Genomic DNA, 26,253 nt, shown 5'->3' with positions numbered 1-26,253 from the left:
AAGCAATGACTTATCTAAAACACTCGACTCTCGTTTTATCTGCTGCTTTGGGTTTGGTTGCCTGCCAGCAACCAGTGCACTTTACAGCTAATGCAGAAACTAATACTCAAATCAGCTCTGTTACTAAGCCGACTTTAACGGGGTTTGCTAAGTTGCCGGCTGATAGTTTTGCGGATGGGCCGGTTTCGGGTGGCCAACTGGGTAGTAATAATATTAATGGTCAGCAGCTGCCGTTTAAAAAGCAGCCTGTTCAGGGTTTTTCTGCGGTTTTAAAAGAAAAAGATGGACGTTTATTAGCACTTTCTGATAACGGCTATGGTACTTTAGAAACTTCAGCTGATTATCTGTTGCGCTTGTATACCTTAAAACCAGATTATAAAACACAAGTGGGTAAAGGCTCCGGTAAGGTGAAGGTGGAAGGGTTTATTAGTTTGAGGGACCCTAATAAACAAGTGCCTTTTGCTATTGTTAATCAATTTACTGAACAGCGGTTATTAACCGGTGCCGATTTTGATGTGGAGTCTGTTCAGCGAGCACCTGATGGCTCATTATGGATTGGTGATGAGTTTGGGCCTTTTTTACTCCATTTTGATAAAGAGGGTATATTGCTGGAGCCTCCTTATCGCTTACCGAATTTTTCCAGCGATTTAATTAATAAAGCTAAATATTTAAATTCCCCTCAAAACCCTTATTTAGAAGAAGGTAGTGCAGTACGGGTGATGAATGCAGTTGCACAACATGCCAAACAACAGGGCGCTCAGTTTCGGCCGGTATTTTCCCCTTATCATGTTATGCTGCAGGACAATAACCCCAAAGTTACTCATTATGCTCGGGATAAGAAAACGCCAGAAGGACTAAAACTGGCAGCGAGTGGTGTATTTGATGTGTCGTCTATACAGAAAGCAGGCTATCCAGTAGTAACCTGGACGGTCAACGACAAGCCCAGGATGCTAGAGCTAATGAAGTTAGGGGTGGATGGGATTATCTCTGATCGGCCTGACTTATTACTGCAAGCGGTACAAGAGTTTGACGCTAATAATGATGGTAAGCCAGGCGACTATTTAACTAGAGAGGGGTTAATTGATAGCAGTAAGTTTGATGCCCAAGGTCATCGTGGTGGGCGCAATTTACGTCCAGAAAATACCTTGCCTGCCATGGAAGTTGCGCTCGATAATTTAATGACCACGTTAGAAACTGATACGGGCATTACTAAAGATGGGCAACTTGTATTAAATCATGATCCTTATATCGAAGCAGCTAAATGCCGTAGAAGAGACAAATCAGAATATACGGAAGATAATCAACAATTAATTAAGGATTTGACAACCAAGCAAATACAACAACAGTTTATTTGTGATAAAACTTTTCGTGGTGATAGCCAACAAAATAATCCAGCCTTATCTCCAGTAACGGAGGCATTTGTCAAAAATAAGCGTTTACCTAGTGTATATGTAATGCCAACATTACAGCAGCTGTTTGATTTTGTAACTTTCTATCAAGACTATTACACTAATGGGCCGGGTAAATACCACCCACAAGCCGTTAAGCGACGTAAAGTAGCAGCAACAGCTCGGTTTAATATCGAAACTAAAATAAACCCTCGCAGTGATAAAGATAAACATGGCTATGTTTATAAAAATCGCACGGTTGATGCTGAAACTTTTGCTGATAAATTAGCTCAGCTCATTAGCAAAAATAATTTAGTAAAAAGAGCGGATGTTCAAAGCTTTGATTTTCGCACTTTGTTAGCAGTACAGAAAAATTACCCTGCTATTCGTACGGTGTATTTAATGGGAGACTTCCCTAATGTAGGGCCTGATGCCGATGATGGTACTAATTTACAGGATGAAAATGGTAAAAATACCCCTTGGTTAGCCGGTTTGTATTGGCCTTATCGCAACACTGCCCTGGTGGATGGTATTAGCGTTGGGCGTAGTGGTGGTTTTGAAGGGTTGGCTATTTCTAAAGACGGCAAGCGATTATTAGCTATGTTAGAACAGCCTTTGATAAATCAATCAGCAAATCAAGTAGGAAATGCAAAAGAAAAACAGCTGTTAATCAGCGAATTTGATTTGCTGACAAAACAATTTACGGGTAAGCAATACTATTACCCAATGGATAAAAAAGGCACTGCCATTGGTGCTTTTAAAATGATTAATAACAATCAAGGATTAGTAGTAGAAAGGGATGGTAGCCAGGGTGATTTAAATGGCTATAAAAAAGTTCATTTAATTATGCTGAAAGCAAATGGCCAGGTTGAAAAACAAGAGCTGGTAGACTTGCTTACTATCGCAGACCCACATAACCTAGCTATGGGTGAAACAGGTGATGTAGGCATCGGTAATAATCAATTTGCCTTCCCCTTTGAAACAATAGAAAACCTGGTGGTATTAGATAAAAAACACATCGCCCTGATTAATGATAATAATTATCCATTTAGCGTAGGCCGACACGTAACCACCAATAAACCAGATGATAATGAGATAATTGTTATTCAATTGCCGGAGGGGTTGGCGCAGTAGCTTTTTTATATCGCTCACTTTTTATGAGGAATGTAATACTTCAATAAACGTTTTTGGAGTATATATTCCTCTAACCTCTAGCTAACTTGTCTTCTTTCTGACGAATATACAACCAATTTGTGTTATAACTAACCTCAATTATTAGCAATATTGGATGTTGGGAAAAGTGCTGGTTAATACATATGAGCTAATAGGTTGTTCTTCCGCTGCTCTACAAGTCCATCCCTGGCCTTTAGAGCTAAAGCGTTATCCCGACCGCAGCTGCAGAACGGCTTATTCTCATATTTCCAGCTTTTCGGCTGTCATAATGGGGGAAGTATGAAAGCGCGTTGGAAGTGTTTGATTAGTTTATTAGTGATCTTGATGTGTGCTGGCTCCTGGCTGACTTGGGTGGATGAGGAGGCGTCGGAGCTGACTGATCAGCAGTTGAAACATGCGGCGGTTACCTTTGCTACTGCACGTTTACTTAATGGCGTTATTTCCGTTATTCAAGGTACAGAAGTATCTATTCAACCTGTTGGGGTAGGGGTAACTATTACTGCTGGTGAAATTTTAGATCCAGTTAATGATTTAGTTGAACGCTTTTCTTGGGTAATGCTGGCCAGTACTACATCGTTAGGGATTCAGAAACTCATTAACGAATTAATTGCCACTGGTTTAATGAGTATATTATTAACAGCGAGTGGGATTATTTATCTCATAGCATTATGGTTTGCTAAGGATGTAGGGCTTAGATGGTGGCTGGTTAGTGCTAAGTTATTTGGTTGTTTATTTATATTGCGTTACACCGTTGTATTAATGGTGTTATTTAATCAGGCTTTATATTTAGGCTTTTTTGCTGAGGAGCAGCAAGCAGCGACTGAGCGTTTAGAAAAAACAACTGAGCAAATAGAAGCGTATCATCAGGAGCAGCAACAATCCTTGCAAGCCCAACCGGAGTCGTTTTGGGAAAAACTGAAAAATAATATGGAACAGTTTACGACCCAACTTAATCCTATTGAGAAAATGAAACAGCTGAAAACAATTTCTGAACAAGCGTTTGAAGATATCATTAAATTAATAGCCAGTTTTATTTTACAAACTATTTTACTACCACTGTTGTTTTTGTGGTTGATCGTCAAGATGTTAAAGCTGATAGCAAGTTATTCTCCAGCTAAGGTGACTTCATCTTCCTAGGGTCTGATAACACTATTTGAATATCACTGTTGTGACTATAAAAGCACTAATCGAGGCTCTAACTGGTATACTCTTCGTGAATGATTTTATAAACAACTTCTGCACATTTCTTGGGGTTGGTTTGTAACAAGAAGTGAGTACCTTTGATGGGATGGCAGATGGTTTCATCAAAGAACTGGGTTAATTGATGAACAACTCTACCACTAACCAATCTGTCATGACTTGGTTTTAAATAATGGCACTGCTTTAAGCCAGGTTGGATATTCAGTTGTTTAACTTGTGTAATTCGAGATGCTATTACTTTTGGTTCTACTAGTTTGATTGCGTCAGTTAATTTTGTTTTGGTATCGTTTGAACAATTTTTGTTTAGTAAAACTGACATGGCTAACTTTCTTAAAAAGCTCACTTTTTGTAGCAACAACCAGCTAGCTTGAAAAAATAATGTTGGAGTGAGTTTTACCAGAAAAGAAGGTGGGGTTAAAAAAGAGGCAATCAATATCAGCCCTGCTATCTTATTTGGATTCTGGCTGGCTAATTGGTAAGCGAGATTTCCCCCAAATGATTCGCCAATTAACCAGATAGGTTGGTCTTGTTTTTGTAGGACAATATTCAGCCAGTTAAGCAATTCTTGTTGAGTGAATATTTGGTTTGTGGGATAGCTGAGAACTGTGAGATGGGTATTTTTGTCTGACAAGAGCTGTTGAAACTCATCATATATAAGACCTGTACCATCCATGCCGGGGATAAGAATGCAGTGCTGCATTAGGTATAATAAAGGGTTCCTATATAGTTGTGACTTCTATTTGCACTTTATTTTATAACAGTGTCAGCTATTAATTTATTTTTACAGTTTTTAATAATCTTTGTAAAGATCACCAAACACTTTGTATAGTTCTCTTTCACATTGTTCTAGCACGGCTGTTGCGTGAATATATAAAGTGTTATCACCTTCTTTTAACAGTGGAAGTAACAAGGCTTTTTCTGGGACATATGACTTAGCAAATTCTGGTGCTAATTGTACAATAGAGCTTAAGTTATCAATCATATCGGCCAGTTTAATGGTTTTACCTCTTGGTGAGGCTTGAGCAAAATGGTCGCGATCCAGAGCTTTTTTTAAAACCTTATCACCTGCTACACCTCCACTTACTTTGCTAACTTCATAGACCAGCTGCGTAATATCTTCACCAAATTGATTGCGTAAATCAGACAGGGTAACAGGAGTATCTTCCACTACATCATGTAACCAGGCGGCAGCAATCAAGGCAACTTCATCGGTAACGTCTGCAACCAGTTGTGCAACAGCTTCTGGGTGAACAATATAAGGCTCTTCAGTAAAGCGGCGAAGCTGATTAATGCTTGCGTGGGCTTCTGTGGCAAATATTTTGGCCTGTTCGATGAGCGCTAAAACCATAAGCCTTACCTGCTACTGCAATAGTTACAACAAATAATGATTTACTGGATTTTTATAGAGCTACAGTTGCTTTGACACTAGTAATATATAACTGTTCGTATCTGGCAACGGTTCGCTTTGGTTAGAATGTTGGCAGGGCCTTCTGCCTTTGTCTGATTGTTATTCAGTTGTTGATGCCTGTTATTAGGAAGTCAGCATCTTTCCTGCACTATTTTTACTGTAAAATAAATTTAACAGTAAAAACAGCTTTGATGGTTAATTTAGTCAGCCATCTTATTTACTACCTTAGCTTCTCTTAATGGGATAGTACAGCAAATATTACATAAAAATGTCACTAAAAAATAACCGTTGTAAGTCGATAAAGTATTATTTTAATTAGCATCAAAACTATCAGTACCTCTTGTTGTTGTGGGCTTAATTTTTGTGTGTTTAATACATATAGTGGGCGGTATAGAGGGAATACATGCTGTAAACAGCTTTGGCAATTAATGTTTCACAGCGTGCGCCACTTCCAGCCATTGTTAACCGATTTTTTTATCATGCCAGTTTGCGTTTAAAGCGACCAGTGATTTTTGTTAAATGGAATAAATATGCGCTACAAGATGTATCCCGTTGTTGTTTTTTTTTCTGCTGCAATAGTCGTTTTGTCTTCAACTGTTTCTACAAGTCAGGTGTTAGCAGCAGGTGAACAGGTACCCACAGGTCAAGCTAATCAACAACTGCAGTTTCATCAACAAAGTATGCAGGATAACGCTTCTCTGTCAGGTCAACCAGTTGAAAAGGCAGGCCAGTTGCCAGCAATACAGCAAACGACTAATCCCCAGGTACCTAAAAACGCTGAGAAAGAAATTGCATTGCTACAGTTTGCTAATGGCTTCTGTTTAGGGGTGTTATGGAGTAACAGCGACAACTTTACTCCCGTTAGAATGGAGAGCTGTACTAAAGCAAGACAACAGCAATGGTGGCTTGATAACAAGCAAAGAGTGCGTAGCCAACTGAATAATAGTAAGTGCTTACAATTTTTTGCATCAACCAGTATTAACCCAGCAGGCATGGTGTTTATTAATGAGTGTTCCGATTCACCAAGCCAGCAATGGCAGTTTGAGGCAGGCCAACTGGTTGCTAAAGCTAATGGGCAAATATTAGTTGCTGCCAGTGATGAGGAGGGTAGCAATTTAGCATTGGTAACAGAAGAAGATATAACAAGCCGCCAGTGGCAGTTGAAAGCAATCAACTACCAACAAGTGATTGATAAATCACCAGCAACTTCAAAGCAACCAGAAACTAAAGCCAACTCACTAGCTACAGTAGGCTTCACCGAAGTTAAGTTTAGAAATAATTTCTGTTTATCCGTTGATGGTGGTTTAGTGAATGCTGAGGCGCCAGTAGTGATTGATACTTGTAATGGGCAGCCTAGTCAGCAGTGGCATATAGATCCATTTGGTCGTTTGCGTCCTCAGCATGCTGTGGATATGTGCCTTGATCCTGGTAAGTTAAGCGTATTAACTGCCTCCATGGCTGTGATGAAGCCTTGTAATCATCAGCTAGCTCAACGCTGGAGTTTTAAGGACGGGCTGCTTCACAACCTGGCAAATAAGCAATTAGTGTTAGATGTAGAAAGTGACACAGCCAATGCCAGAGTACTGGTTAGAACCAAGGGCAGCTGGCAATGGCAAGTTTCGACAGCAGTGCGTCCAAAGGACTTATTAGCAGGAAAGCTTTATCAGGCTATTCAGTTCGGTAATAACTTATGTTTGGATTTGTATAAAGCATCTGAACAAGCAAATAAGCTGCAATTATGGCATTGTAATGAGCGGAGTATACAGCTGTGGCGGCTTGACAGAGAAGGGCGACTGCACCCCCAAATAGATGAAACTCAATGTTTAGGACTGATTGCTAAACAAGCTGGCCAGCAAAGCCTTGCTTTGCAAACCTGTAACCGGGATGAGCAGCAAAAGTGGCGGGTTGATATGGGTAATATTGTGAGTCAGCCATTTCCTGCTTTAAGTATGACGGCGTTAGGTATTCACGGTGGAGCCAAGATAACTGTAAAACCACTTCCTTACTGGGGCTTGAGTTCAAATAAGCTTTAATCGCCTTGTTTTTTTATGCTATTCACAATGAGCTCTGCTTCTTTTTTGTTTAGGTTGGTGATTTGAATCCGATCAGTATAGCTGTACTCCAAATCTTTGGGTTTACCGATTTGCATACCAAAGGCTTTGATTGTTAATGGTTTACCAAGATTCTTTGAAGTGAACAGGAATAAGTTTTTACCAAACTCAACGGTAAACTCCAGATGAACAACATAGTCTTCAGTTCTTGAACGTCCTAAAGCCGCATCTAGAATATCAGCTCTATTGGCAGTAATAGAGCTGTTTCCTGCTTGAAAAATAATATCAGCTGGTATGCTTTGCGGTAAGCTTAATGAAATGAGTATTAGGAGTGGTTTTAACGGCATGATAATTTACATTACAAAGGGAGCATTACTAAATGTATACGCTAAGAGGGTTATAATGCCAATAGGAAAATAAAAGAATAGGCTTATAAGAATAAATTGCTATGAAAAAGTTTGTTTTCAGACAAAAATCAATACGAGCCTATTTGGGGTTGGTATTGACTACTAATGTATGGTCTTCGCCTTCCAACTCTTCGGATAAGATAATTTCTATGACTTCCCAGTCACCTTTAGTCAATCCTATTCCAAACAGGGGATAGCCGATTCTAAGGCCGCTGAACAGCTGCTTTACTTCATGGATTGCAGTGCGAACAGCATTATAATCTGTTCTGATTCGAGGGCCACGCCAGTCGTATTGAATATAAGCATTTACGACAGTTAGGGTATTGCTGAAAAGCTCTACAGTTGCATAAGAAATAGTACCAAGTTTACGTTTATCCCCTTTAGTGGTTGCACAGTCTGCATAATAGGCTTCAGGAAAGAGGCTCTTAATTGTTTTAGCAATTCCTGTAGCCATCGTACATTGGCAATTGCAACCATGAATAATTACATCAAACTGACCTTCGGCAACTAATTTAATTAAATCTCCAGTAATCACTTTCATCATACAGCCTGGGGGAAACGAAAATACAACAAATTACCTTTTATTTAATTATATCATGTTGTTGTAGGATGAACTGAAAAAGTTCTTAAAAATTATCAGAGAAGCATAAGAAATTAATGATTATGAATAAAAAATGACAATTGGAGTATTCTTTTAAATGTATTTTTTAATAGTTTGCTCTGGTTGTTGCCTAAATAAAACAGTTATTGCTGAATTAACTCAGCAATAACTGTTTTATTTGGCTTTCTGCTGCAGAAAGTGCTTGCGCTTTAACTGCATCACCCATGCTAAGTCCTTCGGCATAAATAAAGGTAACGTCTGTGATACCAATAAATGCAAGAAAGTTTTTTACAAAAGGTGTTTCGGTATCAAACTCGGTGTCTTTATGTTTACCACCGCGGGTAGTCACAACAATCGCTTGCTTACCTTCCAGCAAGCCTTGTGGGCCATTCTCTGTATAGCGGAAAGTCACTCCTGCACGTGCTATGTGGTCAAACCAGGCTTTTAGTGTTGACGGTACACTAAAGTTATACATTGGCAGTCCAATCACTAATACATCACTGGCTTTTAGTTCTTCAATTAAAGAGTCTGCAAATGCTACTTTTTGTTGCTGCTCGCTATTTCGTTCATTGGCGGGAGTCATTAGTGCCTGTAGAAAGCTGGCATCCTGGTGAGGTATCGGGGTGGATGTCACATCTCTAAGTGTTACGCTAGCCTGGAGTTGTTCAGCAAGCTGACTAACAAGTTGATTGACCAGTTGAGTGGACTCGCCCTGATCACCAAACACACTACTGTTAATTTGTAGAATCTGTTTCATTGATACTTCCTTTGGTTATCCTCGTAGATAGCTTGATGTTACATTGAAAAAACTGATTAAAAGTTGGAATTAATAGCGCTGATTGATTAAATTATTAGATGTATTTAGGTTTGCTATAACAGGCAATTTCAGAGAAGTTGAGATAATAACAGCAGATGAAAGTCCCTCGAGTATCGATTGAATACTGGCTAGCCCTGCAGGCAGTGGTTGAATATGGTGGTTTTAGTCAGGCAGCAGAAGCACTGAATAAAAGTCAGTCTTCTATTAGTTACAGTATTGGCAAGCTGCAGGAGTTGTTACCAGTAAGTATTGTGGAGCAGCAGGGGCGTAAAGCTGAGCTTACCAAAGCAGGTAAGTTGCTTTATCAACAGGTAAAACAGCTTATTCAACAAGCCAATGAGCTAGAAGATTTAGCACGTACTTTATCCCAGGGAATTGAGCCAGAGTTAAAATTAGCTGTTGATTTATTAGTACCCAGACAGTGGTTGCTGACTAGTTTGAATCAGTTCAATAATGAATTTCCCTTTTGTCGTTTAACGCTTCTGGAAACCAGTTTGTCTGGTACCGATGAAGCTTTATTGTTTGGAGAAGCTGATATTTTGTTATCACCTAATGTGCCTACTGGCTTTTTAGGTGTCATGCTATTTCAAATAGATTTTCTAGCAGTTGCGCATAAAGATCACCCTCTGCATCAACAAAAATCCCCTATCAGTGAAAATGATTTAAAAAAATATCGCCAAATAGTGATTCGAGATTCAGGATTAAAACGTAATCAAGATGCAGGGTGGTTGGCTGCAGAGCAGCGGTGGACAGTCAGTCATTTTGCTACATCTGTTAGCTGCCTTAAAGAAAAAATGGGATTTGCCTGGTTGCCGGTCAGTTATATTGAAACTGAACTGGCTGAAGGAATAATTAAACCATTAAATTTAACCGCAGGACAACGGCGTAAATTACCTATTTATATGGTGGTCAGGCTAGGGGATAAAGCAGGTCCTGGGGCAAAAAGGCTAGCGGAAGTTTTGAAAAGTGGTTTAAGCAAATCAGCATGATAAATCATTTTAAATAGGTAGTATCTTAAGTCTCAACGAAAATTTTTACTTTAAATTAGACTGGTTAAAGGTATCTTGCCGATATTAATTAAAACTTTAGTCTTAGATGTTAGTTTTCACACCTGGTTATAAGTAGAACTTTTAGGTAGTGTGGTTTCTATCATTTTAATGGTTAAATATATGTTAGAAATATTTTGTTAATTAAACTACTCTTCGTTGCGTGGTAAAAAAAATACTGAAAGGGGATTTGAGGATGAATAAATTAAAATTAATTAGTATGGCGGTAGGAATTGCTTACACCTTTTTGGGGCAGGCGGCTAATGCAAATGATGGGGAAACTAATGCTTATGAAGAATTTGACTTAGATGCGCCGGCTGAATTAATCGCGACAGGGTGTAAATTGCAAGCACCTAAAGAAGTAGAAAAAAATAAAACACATAAAGTCTGGGTTAGATCGACGGGTGGTACTTTTTCAAAATACACAGTAAAAGTATTTGAAGTTTTACCAACCACTGGTGGCTGGTCACATGAGCAATTTGATCAACGTACTTCGCCTTCAAGTAATGTTTCTGGCACTGCCGCAAACTTCTTTTTACCTGGTTACTCATATTTCCCTAAAGGTGGAGAAATTAAAGTGCAGGCAATTGTGATGCCTCATAATGTTACTTGTTCAACCACAATGAAAATTAAGTAACTACAGTCTTCGCTTTGACTATAACTCTCTTTGCGAATCATTGTTGCTGATAATCACAGGAGATGATTAAGCATCTCCTGGTGGTTGTGTTGTATTTGTCAAAAAATAATTACATGTTAACAGACTCTATTGGAAATTAAGTTTTAGTTATATAAAAATGACAAGAGTACTTATAATGAAGGGTATATAATAATTATAGATACATTGAAAGAACTGAAGAGTGGCGAATGGGGCAGGTTTTTAGAGTTAGCGAAAAGCATGACTTTTACTTAATCAAGCTGCATTTTGATCTCGATCATAAAACAGGTGGTCCTCTAGTACTCAGGTTAAATAGGTTATTAACTGATCTCAGTAAAGACATTGTTATTGACTTAAGTACAGTATTTTATATCGATTCAGTTGGTATAAAAGTACTGGTTTATTTCTGTAAACAGGCAAAAGAAAAAGGCCGTCTGGCTTTTTTGATGGGACTTAATAGTCAGCCATACGGTCTGATCAAACTGACAGGAATGTCAAAAAAATTCCATTTAATTGAAAATATAGAGCAATATTATGATATTTGTACTGCAATAAGATAGCATAATATTTCAACAACAACTAGGGAGTCCATTATTTTGTAATCCACTCTTTTAGTATATCTGTCAACGGTTGTGGCTGTTCTAAAGGGATCATATGGCCGCAATTTTCTAGGATATGTAGTTCAGAGTCAGGTACTAAACTGGCCATAGTTGAAACCGCTTTATATGGGGCAATTTGATCTTGCTTACCAGCAACCAGTAACGTGGGTTGCTGTATGTTTGAGAGTAATGGTTCCCGATTTTCTCTGTTTAAAGTGGCTGTTAGTTGATTAATAAATACCTGTTCGCCTGCATCTTGCTCCATTTGTTTAATTAGGTCTAACAGCTCATTATTTTGGTGATGATCTGGATGCACCATCAGTCGTAATCGTTCCAGGCTCATGCCAGTATACTGTCCTTGTTGTATTTGGGTTAGCAATTGGCGACGCATGCTTTTTTCTGACTCAGGGTAGCCTTTAGCTGTGGTGCCGATAATTGCCAGTTTTTTAAATAACACTTCGCCTTGTAGTGCATATTCTAGTGCAAGATAACCACCCATTGAAAAACCAATAATAATTGACTCAAAGGTGCTAGCTTTAGCAATGGCGGATAACATTTGTTCGAGTCGGCCATAGTTGCGTAAGTCGAGAAAGTCGGGCTGGCATACTGCTTTTAAATGATCTATCTGGTATTGCCAAACCCGCTGATCACATAGCATTCCCGGTAAAAACAAGACATGAGGTTTATTCATTTTATAGTCTCAAAAAGTCGATTTTTAGAAAATCCTGAGTAGTATAATGCAAACAACAATTCTGTAGTCAAAGCCTCTATGGGTATACAATATAGATTCCTGTAGTGGTTGGTGTATAGGGTGCGCACAATGGATATTAGTCAACAACGAAGAGAGTATCTGAGAGCAGGGCTAACTGAAGAAAACCTTCATTCAGACCCAATTGAGCAATTCCGTCATTGGCTAAAGGATGCCATTGAGTCTGATATTTCCTCTGACCCCACGGCTATGTGTTTGTCTACGGTTGGTGCTGATGGGAGACCAAGCCAGCGGATAGTATTATTAAAGCAGTTTGATGAAAAAGGTTTTGTATTTTATACCAACTTGGAAAGTCGAAAGGCTAAACAAATTGCTGAAAACCCCAATGTATGCTTGCACTTTGGTTGGCTTCCCTTAGAAAGACAGGTCATCATAAATGGTACTGCAAATAAGCTATCGATTGCGGAAGCCACTAAGTATTTTTTAAGTCGGCCGAGAGATAGTCAGTTAGCTGCTTGGGCTTCCCAGCAAAGTCAAAAAATTTCCTCCCGTCAGTTGCTGGAGCAAGCTTTTTCTCAAATGAAAAATAAGTTTACTAAAGGGGATATTCCATTACCCAGTTTTTGGGGTGGGTTTCGAGTAGTGCCTGAGCAAATTGAATTTTGGCAAGGTAGAGCAAATAGATTACACGACAGATTGGTTTATAATCCGAGTGAAGCGGGGGGGTGGTCAATAGAGCGGTTGCAGCCATAATACCCTTCGCGAATGACTTTTAGGCTTTGTTATCTTCATTCTTGACCACCATGGAAGGTGTAAATGCAGTTAATGTATGGAGCATTTAACTGTCACCCCAGTCACTTATTTCAATAAGCTCCTGGGGCTTCATCATTCGATGGCCTCACCCTTGTGCCCTAGGGGTATAAATGCCCTTCGCTGTGGGTATGTTATTCCATATCAAACGCCAGGCTTCTTTAGGAACTAATCATCCGCCAAACTATTTGCCCCTAAATCCAGTTTTAATTCTTTAATTTTGCGGGTTAAGGTATTTCTTCCCCAGCCGAGTAATTGAGCAGCATCGCGGCGGCGGCCTCCTGTATGTTTAAGGGCTACTTCTATCATGGCTTTTTCAAATGCAGGCACTGCAATATCCAAAATTTGCCGGTGGCCAAGGGCTAATTCTTGGTCGATCCAATTTCTAAGTTGTTGCTCCCAGTTTAAATTTTGGGTTGGCGCATTTGGTTGTTCTAGTAATTCTGGTGGTAGGTCAGCAGGTAAAATCTCGCGGCTGGATGCCATTACGGTTAACCAACGACAAGTGTTTTCCAGTTGCCGAACGTTACCAGGCCAATCCAGTTTAGATAATAACTCTGCAGTTTCTGGCTTTAATGTTTTGGCTTCTACCGTTAATTCTTCTGCAGCTCTGTTTAAGAAATAGCGGGCTAGCAAGGGTATATCTTCTCGACGGTCTTGTAGTTTAGGGATATGAATTCGAATGACATTTAATCGGTGAAATAAATCTTCCCGAAAGCTTCCTTTTGCTACCAGCCTTTCTAGATGCTGGTGAGTGGCAGCAATAATTCTTACATCCACTTTAATTGGTGTATGGCCGCCAACCCGGTAAAACTCACCATCAGCTAGCACTCGTAATAAGCGGGTCTGTGTCTCTGCTGGCATATCACCAATTTCATCTAAAAACAGCGTGCCGCCATTGGCTTGCTCGAATCGGCCAGCTCGTTGCTGAGTAGCCCCGGTAAATGCGCCTTTCTCGTGGCCGAATAACTCTGACTCCATTAAGTCTTTGGGAATAGCAGCCATATTTAATGCGATAAAAGGCCTGTCCGCTCTTGGGCTATGACGGTGTAATGCCTGGGCTACCAACTCTTTACCAGTGCCAGATTCACCATTGATTAGCACCGTGATATTTGATTTAGATAGCCTGCCGATTGCCCGAAATACTTCTTGCATGGCAGGGGCTTCGCCAATAATTTCTGGGGCCTGAGGGAGCTGCTGTTCTGTGGCTTCAGCTTCTTGTTCATGAACATGAGCTAATGCCCGCTGAACCAAATTAACAGCTTCATCCACATCAAATGGTTTGGGAAGGTATTCAAAAGCTCCGCCTTGGTAAGAGGAAACTGCGCTATCCAGATCCGAGTGAGCGGTCATGATTATGACTGGAATTTTAGGGTATTGGCTTTGTAGCTTTTGTAATAGCGAAAGGCCATCAATACCTGGCATTCGAATATCACTGATAATCACTTGGGGTTGCTGCTGTTCCAACTTGGTCAAAATGTTATTACCAGATTCAAAGCTCAGAGACTCAATTTGGGCCTGATGTAAGGCTTTTTCTAACACCCAACGAATAGATCGATCATCATCAATAATCCATACCGAATCACGTACACTCATGGGCTGCTCCTTTTTATTGATGACTGAGTTGCTAATGGGGTTGGCTGTGAAGGCACTAAGGGATAGACGGGTAAATACAGACTGAAGCAGGTTTTACCGGGCTGGCTTTCACTACTGATCATTCCTTGGTGCTGTTGCAGAATCGATTGGGCTATCGAGAGGCCTAAACCTGAGCCTTCTGCACGACCACTAACCAGAGGATAAAAAATATGCTCAAGCATGTTTTCTGGAATGCCGGGCCCGTTATCACTGACATCCACCTGACAAACTAGCCGATGACGTTGGTTACCGATAGTAAATTGGCGCAAAATCCTGGTTTTAAAGGTGATGTTTCCATCACTTAAGGGCATCTTTGTTTGAATAGCCTGCAAGGCGTTGCGAACGATATTTAAAATAGCTTGGATCAACTGCTCTATATCCGCCATTACATCTGGGATGCTGGGATCGTAATCTTTGGTTATGGTTAGCTGATTGTGAGTTTCTGCCAAAATCAACTGAGCAACACGCTCTAATACTTCGTGAACATTGCAAGGACTTAGTTTTGGGGGCTTGATTGGCCCTAGCATTCTATCGACTAAATTAGTTAGGCGGTCAGTTTCTTCAATGATCACCTGGGTATAGTCTTGCAGGGCATTATCTGGCAACTCTTTAGCTAGCAGCTGAGCTGCTCCACGAATACCACCTAAAGGGTTTTTCACCTCATGAGCGACACTACGTACGAGTAGCCTGCTGCTTTCTTGCTTTTCACGAAGAGCTTCTTCGCGGGTAATTTTCAGTAATCGATCGCGAGGCTGGATTTCCATCACTAGGCTATCTCGGCCATTAGTGACAGGTGTTACGGCATAATCAACGGTAAGCAGCTGACCACTGGGTAAATGTAGTGTTGCTTCTCGCTTGGTAAAAGGTTGGCCACTGCTAATAGCATTCAGAAATACAGGGTTGCTGGAAGGCTGTTCAACAAATAACGTTTCCAGTGTAGCACCGGTCATTTGGCTGCCGCTCACTGCAAACAGCATTTCAGCTGCAGGATTGAGATAGAGCAGTTTCAGCTGTTGATCAATCTCTAATACAGCAGTGGTTAAAAACTCCAATAATTGGTCAGACATTATCTTTATAGTTAGCTAACAAAAAAGTTATAAAGGTCAGCAAAATTTGAGCCAAACAAACTAAAGGCCATTGCAGAAGTTTTATTGGCGAGTTACATGCTTGGGTTAGTACTGATAAGCATTCACAAACTTAATCCATTAGTCGTTGCAGGTAGTATTCAGTCAATCCATATTCAACAGAGCATTAATTGAGAGTTAGCTGTTTGTGGTTATTTGCTGCTGAACAAACACTGAACCTGTATAGACTGCACTGTGATGGTGCATCAAAAGGAAAGGTAATTGCAAGAGCTTCTGGAAAAGAGCGTCTACTGGTTAAAACAGTAACGACCTAAGCCTGCTAAGCAGGCTTGGTGACTCTCCTCCTTTATCTGGTTTATTTCTATTTTTGTCTAATAGGGCATTGGGCCGATGAATATGCACAGTCACACTGGCACTTTTTAATACTCTTCCATCAGAGTTGAGTACTTTAACTACGATACTATGAGTGCCGCGGTCAATATTATTTAGGTTGAATAACAAGCCTCTTTGCTTGTTACCATAGGGCTTACCATCAAGGTAGAGCTGGACGCTATCGCCAGGCCTGAGGTTAGGGGAGATGGAAGCGAGCACGGAAAAGTTGCCTGAGCCTCTGATAGTTGCATCCTGGTCTGGCTGTTTAATTGTGAACTCGCGATAGTTAGCTCCTCCTTGTTCGCTATCTCCTGACCTATGTGAAGTTGACGGTTTTGCTGATGGCAGTGAAATTGTATTGCCTTTTTTCAGCTCCACTGACTCAGCAGGCTTGCCTTCTGGCTTATCAGTAAAAACTACTTTTCCATCTTTATCGGTGGTTTTATAAATTTCGGCACAGCTTGCTGTCCAGGATAAAGTCGCAAGCAAAATCCATAGTAATGAAACTGGCTTAAACATAGGAAAACATTCCTTTTAAAAATATATCTCTGATACTGTTATTTTTAGTCGCTATTGATTCAGAAAGCCTTCTATTAGAAAAAGTTCTATATCAAGCCACCAGTGTTAAGGTGTAGGTGGTTTGGTGGGAGCATTAGGTGCTCTTGTAGCTGTTGGTGCCGTTGGTGCGTGAGGAGCTTGGGTAGCGAGAGATGGACTACCCGATGTTGGTGCTGAGCTTTTGATGCCAGATGGTCGATGAGAAAAAACTGTTACACTGGCGCTATTTAATACCTTTCCGTCTGAGCTTAGTGCTCGTACATCAATAGTATGTGGGCCTCGTGCTAGATTACCCGCCTTAAACGATAAGCCTTTTTGTGGGCCACTAACGGCCTTGCCATCTACAAATAGTTGTAACTTGTCTGCTGGCCTTAGCTTGGGGCTGATGGCGGCTAATACAGTTAGGTCTCCATTTTTATCTATAGTGGTTCCGTCTGCTGGTTTTTTAATAGTCAGCGAACTATAAGTAAAACTTTCTTCACGGCTGGAGCCTTCGCTTGGCGGTGCTGTTTTGAGTGGTGGAGGTGAAATAATAGTACTAGGCTTGAGTTCGACTTCTTCAGCAGGTTTATCTCCTGGAGCATCGGTGAAAATGATGTTCCCGTTTTCATCCACAGTTTTATAAATCTCAGCGTAACTCGCTAGGGGTAGCGAGGCAATTAATATCCAAAGAATTGATTTTGGCTTAAACATAAGAGAGTGTTCCTGTCTTTGTTTAGTAGACTAAAAGAACTATACCCTTCTCGAATGACTTTTAGGGTTTGTTGTCGTTGCTCTTGACCACCATGGAAGGTGGAAATGCAGTTAATGCATGGAGCATTTAACTGTCACCCCAATCATTTATAAAAACATAAACTCATGGGGCAAGTCTGATACAGCAATACCTGCGGTAGCTACTTTAATTTACATAAAAGTGCTATTGGAACTCATCGCTTGACGGCCGCCCCTAAAAACCCTTCGCTTTGGCTATATAGAAACTCTAAACCTTTAAATGATGACACGCAAAATTAGGGTATGTAAAAAACTAGTTAAAAGTTGCTAGTAAATCTTTGATGCAGGTTGAGATGAATAGTTTAAACCAATTGACTGCTGGCAAAAGAGGAACTCAGTTTGTAGCAAAGCCCTCAATTTGAGGGCTCTTAACTGAAGGCCTTATCAGATATAGGCTACAGCCTGCTACACACTGTAGTAAAGATCAAACTCAACTGGGTGAGTGGTTTGATTAACCCGCTCGCATTCTTCATGTTTTAGCGCAATATAGCCATCAATCATATCATCACTAAATACGCCGCCTTCTTTCAGAAAGTCGCGATCTTGATCCAATGCTTCTAATGCTTCTTCCAGACTAGTCGCGACTGTTGGGATTTCTGCCGCTTCTTCTGGTGGCAGGTCATAGAGGTCCTTATCAGCAGCATCACCAGGGTGGATCTTGTTTTTAATTCCGTCCAAGCCTGCCATTAGCATGGCTGCAAAAGCCAGGTAAGGGTTGGCGGTTGGGTCGGGGAAGCGTACTTCAATCCGGCGAGCTTTTGGGCTGTTGACATAAGGAATCCGAATAGACGCTGATCGGTTGCGTGCTGAGTAAGCCAGCATGACTGGTGCTTCAAACCCAGGAATTAGGCGCTTGTATGAATTGGTGGAACCATTTGTGAACGCATTTAGTGCTCTTGCATGCTTAATAATCCCGCCTATGTAGTACAGGGCTGTTTCAGAAAGTCCTGCATAGCCATCACCCGAGAAAACATTTTCACCATTTTTGGAGATAGATTGGTGAACGTGCATGCCATTACCATTATCGCCAACTAATGGCTTGGGCATAAAGGTAGCGGTTTTGCCGTAGTGGTGAGCAACATTATGAACGCAGTATTTTAGAATCTGGGTTTCATCTGCTTTTCTAACTAACGTATTAAAACGAGTGCCAATCTCACATTGCCCGGCTGTACCCACTTCGTGGTGATGAACCTCAACTGGTAGATCCATGGCTTCCATGGATGCGCACATTGCTGCACGCAGGTCATGCAGTGAGTCCACGGGTGGTACTGGGAAATACCCCCCCTTTACTCTAGGGCGGTGACCGATGTTGCCGCCTTCAAATGCTTGTGAAGAGGCCCAGTGTGCTTCTTCTGAGTTAACTTCGTAAGAGCAGCCGGAAATATCGGCTTTCCATTTCACATCATCAAACACAAAAAATTCAGGCTCGGGGCCAAAATATGCGGTATCACCGATGCCAGTTGATTTTAGGTAGTCTTCTGCACGTTTGGCGACAGAGCGAGGGTCTCTCTCATAACCTTGCATAGTCGCTGGCTCAATAATGTCGCAGCGTAAAATTAAGGTGTTTTCATCAGTAAAGGGGTCAATAACTGAAGTGGAGTCATCAGGCATTAGCATCATGTCAGACTCATTAATGCCTTTCCAGCCGGCGATTGATGAGCCATCAAACATTTTGCCCACCTCAAAAAATTCTGAATCAACCTCACTAGCTGGGATGGAAACATGCTGTTCCTTTCCCTTGGTGTCGGTAAAGCGTAGGTCTACCCACTTTACATCGTTTTCTTCAATTAACTTCAGAGTATTCGCTGACATGCTGTTTCCTCCAGAGGTCTATAAGCCGGTTTCGGTCTAACTTGTTTCTTGAACTACTAATTTGGTTAATGCACTGTTGGCCACTCCGGTTGAGATGAAAGCTAACAGCTAAAAATTTCATTGCGGCTATCAGCAATAGTCATGCCATTACACAAACTTACGGCTAAACCAGAAAAATCAGGATGAGTGCACTGAAAAAGCTTGAAAAAATAAAATAGCAATGCACTTAAGTAGTGCGCTAAAAACAAAATGCACCACTCAAGCGCTTTATAATCGTAAATTTTTATAAGTGACTAGCAAATGGAACTTCTTAAATAGGACTGCCTTGACGTAGTGATCATGATAGCTGGTTTTTGTATAATATTTTGCTACATATTAGTTGCAAACAGATGAAATCCCCTCCATGAAATTCATTGTTAAACTGTTCCCTGAAATCACCATTAAAAGTAAGCCTGTGCGCCAACGCTTTGTAAAGCAGTTGCGGCGCAACATTCGCTGGACATTAAAGCCCATCGACCCTGAAATTGAGGTGATAGGAAGCTGGGACAAAATCGAGGTTGTTACTCAACAGCAAGAAAAATCCATCACCCAGCAAATAGCAGAAAAGCTGTCCCATACCCCTGGAATTTGCCAAATTTTGGAAGTAGTGGATTACCCCTTAGTTGACCTTGACGATATGCTCGATAAAGTGGCGGCCATTATTGGGGATTCGCTGGTTGGCCACTCTTTTTGTGTTCGTTGTAAGCGTTCTGGCCACCATGAGTTCACCTCAACCGATGTGGAAAGATATATTGGGGGGGGCTTGCACCAAAGAATTGCAGACACCTCGATTAAACTAAAAGGCCCTGATATTACGGTAAAGCTGGAGATAAAAAATAAGCGCTTTTATGTAGTGAAGTCTGTATTACCTGGGCTGGGAGGGTTTCCACTCGGTACGCAAGATGGAGTTTTATCGCTCATCTCTGGTGGGTTTGACTCAACCGTCTCTAGCTTTTTAACCATGAAACGCGGCTTACTCACCCATTTTTGTTTTTTCAATTTAGGTGGCCATGCCCATGAGATAGGGGTTAAAGAGGTTGCCTATTACCTCTGGAATAAATTTGGTTCTTCTCACCGGGTAAAGTTTGTCACTGTGCCATTTGAGCACGTTGTAGCTGAAATTCTGCAGAACGTTGATAAGTCCTACATGGGGGTGGTGCTAAAAAGAATGATGTTGCGTGCAGCTAGTAAAGTGGCCGAAGGCTTAGAGGTAGAAGCTCTGGTAACCGGAGAAGCAATTGCGCAAGTCTCCAGCCAAACGCTGGTGAATTTATCAGTAATTGATGAAGTGACTAATAATTTAGTGTTGCGCCCCCTAATTACCATGGATAAGCAGGATATTATCAACACCGCTAGAGCTATTGGCACTGAAGACTTTGCTAAAAATATTCCTGAATATTGTGGCGTCATATCGGTTAATCCAACTACTAGGGCAAGGCGGCATAAGGTTGAGGATGTTGAGTCTAATTTTAATTTCGCGGTATTAGATCAGGCTGTTACAGACCGTCGAGAGGTGTTAATCAACGATATAATTCAGGATGACTTGAAAGCCGCCGAGGTTGAGGTATTGAGCATCCCTTTACCTAATAGTGTAATTCTTGATATTCGCCATCCTACCGAGGAAGAGCTAAATCCGTTAAAAATGGATAACAATGAAGTAAAAACCATCCCTTTCTATCAACTAAATACTGCATTTAAACAGCTTGATGCTAGTCAACAATATATGTTGTATTGCGATAAGGGTGTGATGAGCCGGCTGCATGCGATGCATTTAAAAGACGAAGGCTACAAAAACATCAAAGTTTATCGTCCTTAGTGAACTTTCTTAGTGGATCGGTGGTAAACTACCGCACCAAAATTTTCTGGATTTTCTAGCTGAAGACGTTGAATTGGTAAGACAATCTACCAATTCTGGCATTTACTGTAAGAATGCACCTACTAACATGTCTGTTTCTAGGGTGCTGCTCTTTGGCCACTTCAGATTGTAGTTGTTTTACTGTAGAGGCACCCTCTGTGATTGAGAAGTTAAGAAATATTGCCATTATTGCTCACGTAGACCATGGCAAAACTACTTTGGTAGATAAACTGTTACAGCAGTCTGGAACGTTGGAGCGCCGCGATGTTGGTACTGAGCGGATTATGGACTCTAACGACCAGGAGCGTGAGCGTGGTATTACCATTCTGGCAAAAAATACCGCAATTAACTGGCAAGACTACCGCATTAATATTGTGGACACCCCAGGACACGCAGACTTTGGTGGTGAGGTCGAGCGAGTACTGTCGATGGTTGATTCCGTATTGCTATTGGTTGACGCGGTTGATGGTCCAATGCCACAAACCCGTTTTGTTACCCAAAAAGCGTTTGAGCGCGGTTTAAAGCCAATAGTAGTAGTCAATAAGATCGATCGCCCTGGTGCCAGACCTGACTGGGTAATTGATGAAGTGTTTGACTTATTTGATCGTCTAGGAGCTACCGAAGAGCAACTCGACTTCCCTGTTATTTATTGTTCTGCACTAAATGGTATTGCTGGAGATGACCCTGAGTCGTTACAAGATGACATGACGCCTTTGTTTGAAATGATTGTCGATAAAGTACCTGTACCCAGTGTAGATATCGATGGGCCTTTCCAAATGCAAGTCTCTGCATTGGACTACAGCAGCTACTTAGGTGTTATAGGGGTTGGCCGGGTAACCCGTGGTCAATTAGCACCAAATACACCTGTAGCAGTAGTTGACCGTGAAGGTAAACAGCGTTCTGGCCGTATATTGAAAGTGATGGGTTATTTAGGTCTAGAACGGGTTGATATCGAAAAAGCTGAAGCGGGTGATATTGTTTGTATCACAGGTATTGATGGCTTAAATATTTCCGACACTTTATGTAACCCAGAAAAACCAGAAGCTCTACCACCTTTAACAGTTGATGAGCCTACAGTGAGCATGACTTTCCAGGTCAACGACTCTCCATTTGCTGGTCAGGATGGTAAGTATGTCACCAGCCGAAATATTAAAGAGCGTTTAGATCGTGAGTTGATCCACAACGTAGCTTTACGGGTTGAGCAAGGTGATACCGCAGATAAGTTTGTTGTTTCTGGTCGTGGTGAACTGCACTTGTCTGTATTGATTGAGACTATGCGCCGTGAAGGCTTTGAGCTTGGGGTTTCACGCCCTGAAGTTATCACCAAGGAAATTGATGGTGAGATGTGTGAGCCCTATGAGCAAGTAGTAGTGGATGTGGAGGATGCACATCAAGGCGCAGTCATGGAAGAGATGGGTAATCGGAAAGCGGAATTAACCAATATGGTACCTGATGGTAAAGGCAGAACCCGCTTAGAGTTCATTATGCCTGCTAGGGGTTTGATTGGTTTCCGCTCTCAGTTTTTAACCATTACTTCAGGTAGTGGTATTTTAACCCATATTTTTGATCACTTTGGCCCAGTTAAGGCTGGCGAAGTAGCTAAACGTCAAAATGGCGTGTTGGTTTCAATGGTTAACGGTAAAGTGCTGGGCTACTCGCTGTTTAACTTACAAGACCGTGGTCGTCTATTCCTAGAGCCAAACGTTGAAATCTATGAGGGAATGATCATTGGTTTACATAACCGTGACAATGATTTGGTAGTAAACCCAACCAAAGGTAAGCAGTTAACCAACGTTCGGGCATCAGGCTCAGATGAAAATATTATCTTGACTCCACCTATTAGGCACTCACTGGAGCAGGCATTAGAGTTTATTGAAGATGATGAACTAGTTGAAGTAACGCCTAACCACATTCGGCTGAGAAAGAAATTCCTCAAAGAGCACGAACGTAAGCGGGCTTCTAGAGCTAAATAATCTTTTGCATTGCCTTTAGGTTTTCGCAAAAGCTAAAAGATATGGAGTAACAGGGTATTCTGTAGCAGCGACATGGATGTTGCTTTAGCTCTTGATAGGCTATGGGTTGGTCCTTCAAATACCCTGTTATTCTACATCAAACATCTCACTCCCAACTCACACTACTCACCAGCCATTCACTATCTTCTTTAACCCACTCTGTTTTGACTTTGTAAATGCCTGACTGATTAGGCAGAATACTTTCTGCACCAGTAACTGTTACTGCAGACTCTGAGGTTGCTACGTTAGGGTAGGTAGAGTTATATGTAATGTTATTGTTAGTAATATAAATTTTTATATTTTTATGACGCAAAAAATACCCTAATAAAAGGCGTTTTACTCCTTTACGATCCAGTCCATTATTAGAGTTAAAGCTTTCACTAAGTGTTTCTAGTACTTTTTGACTATTCTTATTCTCTATAGCTGTTTGTATTTTTTCAATTTGCTGAGCGATGGCAGCTTTTGCTGGCGTTTCAGTACAGCCAGCTAATATAGAAAAAAAACTAAGGAGGAATATCAACTTTAGCATGAACTTGGTGTAATGTTTAAAATTAGCTTTACTCATATCAATGGTCTTTATTATTGCTGAAATAGTAAATTAACATAGCAGGTCAAGCTGAAGGACAAAAAATGTATACCCTTTATCCTGCAATAAAACCTTATGCACGACATACCTTAGAAGTAGGTGAGCCGCACCAGCTTTATCTAGAAGAAAGTGGTAACCCTAATGGTATACCTGTCTTATATCTTCATGGTGGACCTGGTGCAGCATGCGATAAATTCAGTCGTCGTTATTTTAATCCAGAAATTTATCGGATTATTTTATTCGATCAGCGAGGCTCTGGCCGATCAACTCCACATGCTTGTATAGAAAACAATACAACACAAGACTTAATTGCAGATATTGAAGCAATCAGACAGTTTTTGAATGTTGACCAATGGGTTCTATTTGGTGGATCTTGGGGAGCAACCTTGGCTTTACTGTACGCAGAACAAAATCCACGAAAAGTGTTGGCGATGATTCTCCGGGGAGTCTTTCTATGCCGAGAGCAGGATATTAACTGGTTTTATCAAGAAGGTGCGAATCAGATTTTTCCTGATTATTGGCGGGATTTTACCTGTTGGATAGCAAGTGCAGACGCCCACGATGTCATTGGTGCTTATTATAAGAGGCTAACAGGTAACGATGAGCTGGCAAGGATGTCTGCAGCTAAAGCCTGGGCACTGTGGGAGGGACATTGTGCAACACTAAGACCTAACCAGGCGGTATTAGATGCATTTATTGACCCTCACAAAGCCAGAGCACTGGCTGCTGTTGCTTGTCATTATTTCAAAAATAAAGGGTTTTTAGAGCCAAACCAAATTTTAGAAAACCTTGAACCTATTAGAGATATTCCAGGCATAATTGTCCACGGACGTTATGATATGGTATGTCCATTGGAAAATGCTTTTAGATTACAAGTGCAATGGCCGGCAGCAGAGTTACACATTGTACGAGATGCTGGACATTCAGCCGCTGAGCCGAGTATCTCAGATGCTTTGATTAGAGCAACGGATGATATTGCTAAGCAGCTAAAACCTGACTTAATGCCTGATGAAGGTTAGCTCGTCATGAATAACTTTTAGGCTTTGTTATCATCGTTCTTCACCCCAGTCACTTATTTCATATAAGCTCCTGGGGCTTCATCACTCGATGACCTCGCCTAAAAGCCATGCATTTTGAGCTAAAAATGTAACATGAAGGCTGTGCTGAGAAGGCTGGGCACAGCTTTGTTTATTTTTTCCCTACCTATACCCGTCGCAAATCATTTTTAGGTTTTGTTATCGTCATTCCTCACCCCAATCACCTATATGTAGGTGATTGGAGCTTCGTTGCTTGATGATCTCACCTAAAAAACCCTTCGCATTGGGTATATTTTAAAAACCAATAAGAGCTGTCTATTTATTAACCTTATTGCACTAAAGTGGTAACTTTTTTTTGCGAAAATCGGTAATAAACTCAATTAAATCAGCTATAACAATATTATAAATCTGTTGCCGTTTATATATTAGGTAGTAGATTTATTGTGGGGCTGTTGCAAACTTAAGCTCCTTCACCATAAGGGGGGATTGTTAGGATAAGTGTTGCTTTTTAGTAAATACACCCTTGCCCAGAAGGATAAGGATTAAATACATTTTTCGCAACAGCCTGCTGTGGGAATAGGCTTAGGAGTTAAAATTACTTTATTATTAAACAAGGACGAACATGAAAAAAATTACAATAGTAGCAGGATGCGCATTATTGATAGCCAATTTTGCAGTTGCTGAAGTACCTACACCTGGCGTATATGATATGCACTTTGATTGGGGGTGTGATGGTAGTTATTCCGTTTCTAAAAACTTCACTTTAAAAGATGATGGTACCTTTGAGTCTGGAAGCTTAAAAGGTACCTGGATGGAAATCGACAACACCTTAACCTGGAAGTACAGTAACAACACTTTTTATACAGGCTACCACACCAGCCGCTCAGCCACGGGAGTTGCAGTTGGTTACAATGGTCTGAAAGGCTGCTTCTATATGATAAAAATGAGTAAACCACTTAATCAGCAGCGAGCCCAGCAACAGTATGATATAGCAGAGCCTCAGTTTGATAATGGTATTGGAGAAGCAGGGGAGGAGGCACTTTTCTGACGGTATTTGAGTAATTAATTACTTTTCTCTTTTGTAATATAAAGCCGGCTATTTGCTGGCTTTATGTTTTTATAGATATGATATGCCACTTAATTTGTAATGATAAAAATGAGTGGCAAAAAAATGCGAGCACTTATTCAGCGGGTAAAGCAAGCCAGTGTCGGTGTTAATAACGAAGTGGTTGGCTCAATTGATCAAGGGTTACTGGTTTTACTTGGTGTACAAAAAGGGGATGACCAGGCCAAAGCCACCAAGCTGCTTGAAAAAGTGTTGAAATACCGAGTTTTTGCTGACTCAGAAGATAAAATGAATCTCAGCCTAAGAGATATTAATGGCGGCTTATTGGTGGTTTCTCAGTTTACTTTAGCTGCGGACACCCAAAAAGGCTTACGTCCTAGCTTTAGCTCTGCAGCCCCCCCTGTAGAAGGCGAGAATTTGTATAACTATTTCGTGGAGCAAGCGAGAAACCTTCATCCAACAGTTGCTACTGGGCGCTTTGGTGCCAATATGCAAGTTAGCTTGGTTAATGATGGGCCAGTGACTTTTCTTTTGGAGGTTTAAAGTTGTCAGGAAGTCTGG

General features: G+C 41.0%; 24 protein-coding genes. 12 read left to right on the top strand and 12 right to left on the bottom strand.

The features are described 5' to 3' along the window. Window positions 1-5: 5 nt before the first annotated feature. A complete protein-coding gene (locus G4Y78_RS26655) occupies window positions 6-2,522 on the top strand; it encodes an esterase-like activity of phytase family protein (protein ID WP_163835995.1) in 2,517 nt (838 codons plus the stop codon). A 318-nt stretch (window positions 2,523-2,840) separates the two neighbouring features. Further along, entirely contained in the window at window positions 2,841-3,698 is an 858-nt protein-coding gene (locus G4Y78_RS26650) for a hypothetical protein (RefSeq protein WP_163835994.1), read from the top strand. A gap of 58 nt (window positions 3,699-3,756) precedes the next feature. On the opposite strand, the gene G4Y78_RS26645 is transcribed toward G4Y78_RS26650, so the two are convergent. Both G4Y78_RS26645 and G4Y78_RS26640 read right to left on the bottom strand, forming a co-directional pair. Then, entirely contained in the window at window positions 3,757-4,461 is a 705-nt protein-coding gene (locus G4Y78_RS26645; protein WP_163835993.1) for an alpha/beta hydrolase, read from the bottom strand. Between the two features lie 90 nt (window positions 4,462-4,551). Continuing rightward, the gene (locus G4Y78_RS26640; protein ID WP_163835992.1) at window positions 4,552-5,109 is read right to left on the bottom strand and encodes an HD domain-containing protein; all 558 of its coding nucleotides are present in this window, start codon (window positions 5,107-5,109) and stop codon (window positions 4,552-4,554) included. A 590-nt stretch (window positions 5,110-5,699) separates the two neighbouring features. Here G4Y78_RS26640 and G4Y78_RS26635 point away from each other — a divergent pair. Then, window positions 5,700-7,202 carry a ricin-type beta-trefoil lectin domain protein gene (locus tag G4Y78_RS26635; protein WP_163835991.1) on the top strand — a complete coding sequence of 501 codons (1,503 nt, stop codon included), beginning with the start codon at window positions 5,700-5,702 and terminating at the stop codon, window positions 7,200-7,202. Here G4Y78_RS26635 and G4Y78_RS26630 read toward each other — a convergent pair. From G4Y78_RS26630 to G4Y78_RS26620, 3 genes are all read right to left on the bottom strand, one after another. Continuing rightward, the gene (locus G4Y78_RS26630; protein WP_163835990.1) at window positions 7,199-7,567 is read right to left on the bottom strand and encodes a hypothetical protein; all 369 of its coding nucleotides are present in this window, start codon (window positions 7,565-7,567) and stop codon (window positions 7,199-7,201) included. The genes G4Y78_RS26635 and G4Y78_RS26630 overlap by 4 nt on opposite strands. 139 nt (window positions 7,568-7,706) lie before the next feature. Continuing rightward, entirely contained in the window at window positions 7,707-8,171 is a 465-nt protein-coding gene (locus G4Y78_RS26625) for a macro domain-containing protein (RefSeq protein ID WP_230425653.1), read from the bottom strand. A 211-nt stretch (window positions 8,172-8,382) separates the two neighbouring features. After that, on the bottom strand, window positions 8,383-8,985 hold the full coding sequence (locus tag G4Y78_RS26620) for an FMN-dependent NADH-azoreductase (protein ID WP_163835989.1): 603 nt from the start codon (window positions 8,983-8,985) through the stop codon (window positions 8,383-8,385). A gap of 155 nt (window positions 8,986-9,140) precedes the next feature. Here G4Y78_RS26620 and G4Y78_RS26615 point away from each other — a divergent pair, with 155 nt between their 5' ends. The 3 genes from G4Y78_RS26615 (at window position 9,141) to G4Y78_RS26605 (ending at window position 11,306) form a co-directional block, all read left to right on the top strand. After that, on the top strand, window positions 9,141-10,034 hold the full coding sequence (locus tag G4Y78_RS26615) for a LysR family transcriptional regulator (RefSeq protein WP_163835988.1): 894 nt from the start codon (window positions 9,141-9,143) through the stop codon (window positions 10,032-10,034). A gap of 253 nt (window positions 10,035-10,287) precedes the next feature. Further along, complete coding sequence (locus G4Y78_RS26610) at window positions 10,288-10,728, top strand: hypothetical protein (protein WP_163835987.1); 441 nt, start codon at window positions 10,288-10,290, stop codon at window positions 10,726-10,728. 227 nt (window positions 10,729-10,955) lie between these two features. Beyond that, entirely contained in the window at window positions 10,956-11,306 is a 351-nt protein-coding gene (locus G4Y78_RS26605) for an STAS domain-containing protein (RefSeq protein ID WP_163835986.1), read from the top strand. Window positions 11,307-11,337: 31 nt separating this feature from the next. Here the strand turns inward: G4Y78_RS26605 and G4Y78_RS26600 are convergent, their stop codons facing one another. Continuing rightward, entirely contained in the window at window positions 11,338-12,036 is a 699-nt protein-coding gene (locus G4Y78_RS26600; RefSeq protein WP_163835985.1) for an alpha/beta fold hydrolase, read from the bottom strand. 129 nt (window positions 12,037-12,165) lie between these two features. Between G4Y78_RS26600 and pdxH the strand changes: the two genes are divergently transcribed. After that, entirely contained in the window at window positions 12,166-12,807 is a 642-nt protein-coding gene (gene pdxH, locus G4Y78_RS26595; RefSeq protein WP_163835984.1) for a pyridoxamine 5'-phosphate oxidase, read from the top strand. Window positions 12,808-13,032: 225 nt separating this feature from the next. On the opposite strand, the gene ntrC is transcribed toward pdxH, so the two are convergent. The 5 genes from ntrC to glnA all read right to left on the bottom strand — a co-directional run bounded on the left by ntrC (window position 13,033) and on the right by glnA (window position 19,097). Continuing rightward, window positions 13,033-14,460 (bottom strand): nitrogen regulation protein NR(I), encoded by a 1,428-nt coding sequence (ntrC, locus tag G4Y78_RS26590; protein ID WP_163835983.1) that lies wholly within the window; start codon window positions 14,458-14,460, stop codon window positions 13,033-13,035. Next, window positions 14,457-15,566 carry a nitrogen regulation protein NR(II) gene (gene glnL / locus G4Y78_RS26585; RefSeq protein WP_163835982.1) on the bottom strand — a complete coding sequence of 370 codons (1,110 nt, stop codon included), beginning with the start codon at window positions 15,564-15,566 and terminating at the stop codon, window positions 14,457-14,459. Before glnL ends, ntrC begins: the two co-directional genes overlap by 4 nt. A gap of 312 nt (window positions 15,567-15,878) precedes the next feature. Further along, window positions 15,879-16,475 carry a DUF4124 domain-containing protein gene (locus G4Y78_RS26580; protein WP_163835981.1) on the bottom strand — a complete coding sequence of 199 codons (597 nt, stop codon included), beginning with the start codon at window positions 16,473-16,475 and terminating at the stop codon, window positions 15,879-15,881. Window positions 16,476-16,580: 105 nt separating this feature from the next. After that, window positions 16,581-17,207 carry a DUF4124 domain-containing protein gene (locus tag G4Y78_RS26575; RefSeq protein ID WP_163835980.1) on the bottom strand — a complete coding sequence of 209 codons (627 nt, stop codon included), beginning with the start codon at window positions 17,205-17,207 and terminating at the stop codon, window positions 16,581-16,583. Window positions 17,208-17,690: 483 nt separating this feature from the next. Further along, the gene (glnA, locus tag G4Y78_RS26570; RefSeq protein WP_163835979.1) at window positions 17,691-19,097 is read right to left on the bottom strand and encodes a glutamate--ammonia ligase; all 1,407 of its coding nucleotides are present in this window, start codon (window positions 19,095-19,097) and stop codon (window positions 17,691-17,693) included. A 403-nt stretch (window positions 19,098-19,500) separates the two neighbouring features. Between glnA and thiI the strand changes: the two genes are divergently transcribed. Then, window positions 19,501-20,952, top strand: coding sequence for a tRNA uracil 4-sulfurtransferase ThiI (gene thiI, locus G4Y78_RS26565; RefSeq protein WP_163835978.1), 1,452 nt, complete (start codon window positions 19,501-19,503; stop codon window positions 20,950-20,952). 197 nt (window positions 20,953-21,149) lie between these two features. Continuing rightward, a complete protein-coding gene (gene typA, locus G4Y78_RS26560; protein ID WP_163836616.1) occupies window positions 21,150-22,964 on the top strand; it encodes a translational GTPase TypA in 1,815 nt (604 codons plus the stop codon). A 145-nt stretch (window positions 22,965-23,109) separates the two neighbouring features. On the opposite strand, the gene G4Y78_RS26555 is transcribed toward typA, so the two are convergent. Next, window positions 23,110-23,568, bottom strand: coding sequence for a hypothetical protein (locus tag G4Y78_RS26555; protein ID WP_163835977.1), 459 nt, complete (start codon window positions 23,566-23,568; stop codon window positions 23,110-23,112). Window positions 23,569-23,633: 65 nt separating this feature from the next. Here G4Y78_RS26555 and pip point away from each other — a divergent pair, with 65 nt between their 5' ends. The 3 genes from pip (at window position 23,634) to dtd (ending at window position 26,235) form a co-directional block, all read left to right on the top strand. Beyond that, complete coding sequence (gene pip, locus G4Y78_RS26550; protein WP_163835976.1) at window positions 23,634-24,608, top strand: prolyl aminopeptidase; 975 nt, start codon at window positions 23,634-23,636, stop codon at window positions 24,606-24,608. Window positions 24,609-25,248: 640 nt separating this feature from the next. Further along, window positions 25,249-25,674, top strand: coding sequence for a hypothetical protein (locus tag G4Y78_RS26545; RefSeq protein ID WP_163835975.1), 426 nt, complete (start codon window positions 25,249-25,251; stop codon window positions 25,672-25,674). 123 nt (window positions 25,675-25,797) lie between these two features. Further along, complete coding sequence (gene dtd / locus G4Y78_RS26540) at window positions 25,798-26,235, top strand: D-aminoacyl-tRNA deacylase (RefSeq protein ID WP_163836615.1); 438 nt, start codon at window positions 25,798-25,800, stop codon at window positions 26,233-26,235. Window positions 26,236-26,253 lie beyond the last annotated feature (18 nt).

It is taken from the genome of Spartinivicinus ruber (assembly GCF_011009015.1).
GTDB classification, from domain to species: domain Bacteria; phylum Pseudomonadota; class Gammaproteobacteria; order Pseudomonadales; family Zooshikellaceae; genus Spartinivicinus; species Spartinivicinus ruber.
The sequence above is the reverse complement of the archived record's forward strand: the minus strand, read 5'-3'. Positions and strand labels throughout refer to the sequence as shown.